The 1,222-nt window shown below is 44.4% G+C and carries 1 protein-coding gene and 1 pseudogene; both read left to right on the forward strand.

What is annotated here, in order from left to right:
* Positions 1-17: 17 nt before the first annotated feature.
* Positions 18-535, forward strand: a pseudogene (locus tag M663_RS15890) (substrate-binding domain-containing protein).
* A gap of 29 nt (positions 536-564) precedes the next feature.
* The coding region (locus M663_RS0113390) for an ABC transporter substrate-binding protein (protein WP_029689293.1) at positions 565-1,222 on the forward strand (658 nt) is incomplete at its 3' end.

Below are 1,222 nucleotides of genomic sequence, written 5' to 3' on the forward strand. Positions count from 1 at the left end.
GAGAGCGTGTGGATTGTGTGATAAGTGACGGATACGATGGAGCGCTTTATGCGACAAATTACCTCATTTCTAAAGGTTTCAGACGAATCGTTCACATTCACGGTCCGCTGCATCCATACGGTTTCAAGATGAGATACGACGGTTATAAAGACGCAATGGAAAAAGCAGGATTAATGCCTCGATTTTATGAGTGCGATGACACAGAAGAAGGAACCAGAAAAGTTATCGACATCATGTTGAACTCTTATGGCACACCGGAAGCTATTTTCACTTCCAACGACAGCATTGCATTCTGGCGATAAAACGCCTCAAAGAGCATGGTATCAGAGTGCCAGAAGATGTTTCTGTAATAGGTTTTGACGATATTGTTGATGCTGAAAACTTCGATCCTCCTTTGACGACACTGAGGGTCTTCAAGTACGAAATGGGTTGTCTTGCGTGTAAGCGTTTACATGAATTGCTAACTGGCATTAATCCACACCCTGTTCGTATTCTTGTTTTCACACAGTTTGTAAAGAGAAAAAGCACAAAATAACATCAACCTTTTATAAAGGAGGGATACGTATGTGGAAGAGAGTACTTCTTGTTATGCTCGTTGTTCTTTCTGTCTTTGCATTCGCCGAGGTCAAGAAAATAGTGTTCTGGACAGCACCAAACCCGAATCAGGAAACTTTCTGGAAAGAACTCGTTGAAAAGTGGAACGCAGAACATCCGGATGTTCAGATCGAGTGGTCGGTTATCCCAGCCGCTGGAAGTTCTGAAGAAGCCATTTTGAACGCTATCGCAGCTGGAAACGCACCAGATATTTGTACCAACATATTCAGTGGCTTTGCTGCCCAGCTCGCAGAAGAACTGGACGTTCTCGTTGCTTTCGATGAGGAGTTTGGAGAAGAGTTCTGGAAACTCGTGGACGCAAGGAAAATGAGAGGCATACTCGAGGGCTGGAAGCTCAACGGACATTACTACGTCATACCCATTTACTCCAACCCCATGCTCTTCTGGTGGAGAGGAGATCTTCTGAAAGAACTTGGATACGACAAACCTCCAAGAACTTACTCTGAGATCTACGAACTGGCAAAGAAATGGGTTGTTCCGAAAGAAAAGTACGTTATAAGAGCAGTCGCTGGGAGAAACTGGTGGGACAGATGGTTCGACTTCATAACGTTCTACTATGCGGCAAGTGGTGGAAAACCCTACATCGAAAATGGTAAAGCCGTCTTCA

The sequence above is a fragment of the Thermoanaerobacter sp. A7A genome, from assembly GCF_000445185.1.
GTDB lineage: Bacteria > Bacillota > Thermoanaerobacteria > Thermoanaerobacterales > Thermoanaerobacteraceae > Thermoanaerobacter.